Origin of the sequence: Hydrocoleum sp. CS-953 (assembly GCF_002260545.1) — a bacterium.
Lineage (GTDB): Bacteria > Cyanobacteriota > Cyanobacteriia > Cyanobacteriales > Microcoleaceae > Trichodesmium.
The window spans coordinates 1-4,434 of the sequence record NZ_LGSU01000731.1; the positions used below are offsets into that span (position 1 = coordinate 1).

The following is a 4,434-nucleotide window of genomic DNA, read 5'->3' on the forward strand; positions in this document are numbered from 1 at the left end:
AGGAGACAAGAAAATTAGTTATCAGTTACCAGTTATCAGTTATCAGTTATCAGTACCTCCTACTGAATTAGGAGACAAGAAAATCCGAAATTTCCTTTTTTCTCCCCTTGAAAGTACGATACTTTATTTCTTAGTCATGTTTTACACAATTAATAATTAATAATTCACAATTACATCTTTATTTTTTTCAGGATATGATTGACTAAAAAGAATTTTTTGTTTTTTTATCCTTGATTTTTAGAGGTTTTAAACCTTAATTATATCATGTCCGCTGGTATCGTTTGTGTAAAATTTTGGAAAATATTTACCTTCTGTAAGGTTTTTCCTTTTCTTCTTTCTTCTCTCCTAGATAACTAAAGCCTTCTTCCTTGTTCCTTACTTTCTTTATACAATACCGATGCTACCGGACATGATATTATTTGCTAATAAAAAATCAGGAAAAATGAAGACTTCAGTAAGGGTTTAGTGGCTACGATTTTGGAATAAGGGGTTTGAGAGCAAACCCCTACTATTGGCAATTTAAAATACCCTTTCTCATAATAACTACTGTAAGATTATACCAATTTTATTTCTTGATTTTTTCTCCCCATTTTTCTAAGTCAAATTTAGGTGCAGGTTCTATTTCTGGTGGTAGGGGAAAGTCTATTACTAATTGAGCGATCGCTGCTATTCTTTCCATATTTGCTACTACACCTGAAAAATGTTCTGACTGTAATGGTAAATTGATTAATTCTCCTGTTAATTCCACATATTTTTCAATATTTTTCATCATTTATTTCTTCACTTATTTTTTGATTCACATTTTTCATGTCAAGGCAACAAATTTTATTTTTGTCGGAGTAGTTTCTGCTAATAATTTACCCTGAGAAAATACATACTTTACTGTAGCTCGTTTCCTAATTGCATGAAAGGGATTTTTAGCATCTAAAACTATCAAATTACCTGGTTTTCCTACTTCAATTCCATACCTATCCTCCACATCTAAAGTTTTCGCACCATTGCGAGTAATCATTTGATAACAAGCATTAATTTCTGGTATTCCTGTCATCTGACAAATATGCACACCCATATAAGCTACATCTAACATATTACCAGTACCTAAATTATACCAAGGATCTTGCACACAATCATGTCCGAAACTAACATTTAATCCATTTTGCCATAACTCTTTTACTCGCGTCACACCCCGTCTTTTAGGATAAGTATCATTACGACCTTGGAGAGTAATATTAATTAAAGGATTAGCAACAAAATTAATTTTAGACTTCTCTAATAAACTCATTAATTTAAAAGCATAAGCATTATTATAAGAAGCAAAAGCAGTGGTATGACTAGCAGTAACTTGGGAAGTTAAACCTGTACGAATTGCACAAGCAGCAACTACTTCTAAAAACCTCGATTGATCGTCATCTATTTCATCACAATGAATATCAATAAAACAGTCATATTGTTCTGCCAAATCAAAGATATGATGTATAGATTTTACTCCATCTTCTCTGGTAAATTCATAATGAGGAATTCCCCCTACACCATCTACTCCTAATTGCAAAGCAGTCTCTAAAAAAGTTAGATTTTCATCTTGACTATAAATGCCGTCTTGAGGAAAGGCAACTATTTGTAAATTTATCCAATCTTTGACAGTTTCTTTTACTTCTAAAAGTGCTTGTAACGCTGTTAGTGTTGGTTCGCTAACATCAACGTGAGTTCTGACAAATAATACTCCTTGTTTGGCTTGATTTTTAATAGTTTCAATAGCGCGTTTTTTGACATCTTCTATAGTTAACTTTTGTTTTTGTTCACCCCAAATTTCTATCCCTTCAAATAAGGTTCCACTTTGATTCCAACGTGGTTTTCCTGCCGTTAATGTAGAGTCTAGGTGAATATGGGATTCTATAAATGGTGGAGTAACTAATTTTTCTTCTATCTCAATTTCTTTTTGTGCAGAAGCAGGGATATCGTGATAAATAGCAGTAATTCTTCCATCATCAATAGCAATATCTACTATTTCAAGTTGGTAGTTTGGTTGTAGGAAGCGACAGTTTCGCAGAATTAATTCATAAATTTTGTCAGACATAGCGTTTTCTTGGTTCAGATTTGATAATGTTATAATAGCCTATATTATTATATTTTAAAAAAAAATTGCTTAATTATTACTATTGATTTGCCTAGACTGAATCTCAAAAACCAAATTTTACTCGGATATTCTCTACCAATATTACTATTAGTTATATCAGTATTTTGAGTTTATTCACAAGTAGAAAAACTAACAAAACAAGCCCAGAAAATACATACTCTTGAGATTCAAGTTGATAACATTGAAAACTTAGGGTTTAGTATTTTGTCGATGCAGAATAATGCTAATAGAATTAATTTGTTTAATTTGTGGGTTCAAATTCTGATGATGATTCATGTATCTTTCTGTGCTACATTATGAAGTGCGGAATGTGGGTTGTTAAACTAAAAAGTCCAGAAATTTCTTGGAGCCACAAAGTTTTGAGCAACACTATTGACTTTGCTTCTTGAAAATTGGATAGGCCAAAATAGCAGCTTGAGTGCGATCGCGCAAATTTAACGTCCGGAGAATATTAGTAATATGATTTTTGACAGTCTTCTCAGAAATGTAGAGAGTTTGAGCTATTTCTCGGTTATTTGCACCATCGGCAATTAACTTTAAAATTTCTTGTTCTCTTGGTGTTAAATTTTGCCAATTTTGGGGAAGGTTATTAACAGGAATTGAGATTTGAGAAATCACTTTTTTACCTATACCTGGTCCTAATTGTGTATAACCTTTATATACAGATTGAATTGCCTGAGCTAATTCTTCTGAAGGTGTGTCTTTTAACAAATATCCTGCTGCCCCATATCTCAATGCTTGAGTGACATATTCATCATCATCAAATGTGGTTAATATTAACACTTTTATTTCTGGAAAACGCTGATAAATTTCTTTAGTAGCAGCTACTCCATCCATAATTGGCATTCGTACATCCATTAAAATTACATCTGGTTGTAGGTTTTCTATTTGATTTATTGCAGTTTCTCCATTGTCTGCTTCTCCCACTATTTCTAAATTATTTTCTAACTTTAATAAAGCTTTTAATCCACGGCGGATTAAATTTTCATCATCAACTAATAAGACTTTAATCATAGTTTATAGGGAATAGGGAATAGGAAGAAAGAATTGATAATTTATGGATAATATTCGAGATTTATAATAAAATGTGCAATTGAAATAGCAGTCAGCGGTCAGCCTTCAGCCATCAGCTCTTTTCGGCGAATGATGGGGGATACTCAAGAGAAGCCGCTCCGCGTCTACAAACCCCCATAATACGCACACCACCCGCTTTTCCAAGCTCTTGTGCGGGACACCGAACCCGCTGATTTTAGCTGATAGCTAATAGCTAGTTAATTTTGCATAAACACTAATGTATAATTAATTTTGCATAAGCACTTATTAAATACAAAAAATTGTCCTACTTAAGACTTAAAAATCAGCCCATCTTCCTATCAATTTTTGGTAGAAAAAATTAGCATATTTTATATAATATAGCGTTTTTAATACGAATGAGGTACACCTATCTTTTTTTCTTCCCTATTCCCTATTCCCTATTCCCTAAAGGAGGGAAAATTAGCAATTATTTTACATCCAGCACCAGGGTCAGTCAAAATTTCCAATTCACCTCCTAATGCTAAAGTACGTTCTCGCATTCCCTGCAAGCCAAATCCAGTAGTATTTTGTTTTAAGTTGAATCCTTGGCCATTATCTTGAACAATTAGATGTAAATTTGTAGTAGTAAAAATATGAATTTCTACTGTAGTTGCTGAGGCATATTTATAAATATTAGTTAATGCCTCTTGTACTATACGATAAATAGCAATTTTGACTTCGTAATTTAGAGAATAATTGATATTTATATTGCTTGTAGGTAAAATACCAGTAGACTTATAAAAATCTGCTATTAAATTAGCGATCGCTGATTCTAAAGATTGATTTAGCCACCAATTATTCCGTAAAGCTGCCACTGACTGACGCACTTCATTTAAAGCTTTTGAACCTAGTTGTTTAGCATCTGCCAAAAATTCCATTGATTCAGAAGGTTCTGATTTTCTAAGTTTCCAAGCTGCCTCTAAATTAACATTTAAAACTGTTAAATAATGCCCTAAAGAATCGTGAATTTCTCTAGCAATTCGATTTCGTTCTTCTAAAGCAGCAATATTTTCTATTTTTCTGGCGTATTGTCTTAGTTTTTCATTGGCAATTGCTAATTCTTCTCTACTTTTTCGTTCTGACATTACTGCTTTTACTAATAACTGAAGAAAAATTATTAATAAGCCAAACATAATTATTGAAGTGAATAGAACTAAGATAAATCTTTCTCTAGCAAATAATGGTATTCTAGTCAGTTTTTGTAATCTTTGAATTTGAATAAGTGT

Annotated in this window: 4 protein-coding genes; all 4 read right to left on the minus strand. The window is 32.3% G+C overall.

Going from position 1 to position 4,434, the window contains the following annotated elements; all coding sequences use genetic code 11:
- Nucleotides 1–565: 565 nt before the first annotated feature.
- Complete coding sequence (locus tag AFK68_RS08680) at nt 566–772, minus strand: DUF4089 domain-containing protein (protein ID WP_371357287.1); 207 nt, start codon at nt 770–772, stop codon at nt 566–568.
- A gap of 33 nt (nt 773–805) precedes the next feature.
- Entirely contained in the window at nt 806–2,074 is a 1,269-nt protein-coding gene (gene codA / locus AFK68_RS08685; protein ID WP_094672389.1) for a cytosine deaminase, read from the minus strand.
- A 429-nt stretch (nt 2,075–2,503) separates the two neighbouring features.
- On the minus strand, nt 2,504–3,148 hold the full coding sequence (locus AFK68_RS08690) for a response regulator transcription factor (protein WP_094672390.1): 645 nt from the start codon (nt 3,146–3,148) through the stop codon (nt 2,504–2,506).
- Nucleotides 3,149–3,606: 458 nt separating this feature from the next.
- Nucleotides 3,607–4,434 (minus strand): sensor histidine kinase (locus tag AFK68_RS08695; RefSeq protein WP_143437698.1); only part of this gene is annotated, 828 nt, incomplete at its 5' end.

Excerpts from the sequence above, each read along its gene's own strand:
- codA (WP_094672389.1), bottom strand. The coding sequence starts at position 2,074 with ATGTCTGACAAAATTTATGAATTAATTCTGCGAAACTGTCGCTTCCTA.
- AFK68_RS08690 (WP_094672390.1), bottom strand. The coding sequence starts at position 3,148 with ATGATTAAAGTCTTATTAGTTGATGATGAAAATTTAATCCGCCGTGGA.
- AFK68_RS08680 (WP_371357287.1), bottom strand. The coding sequence starts at position 772 with ATGATGAAAAATATTGAAAAATATGTGGAATTAACAGGAGAATTAATC.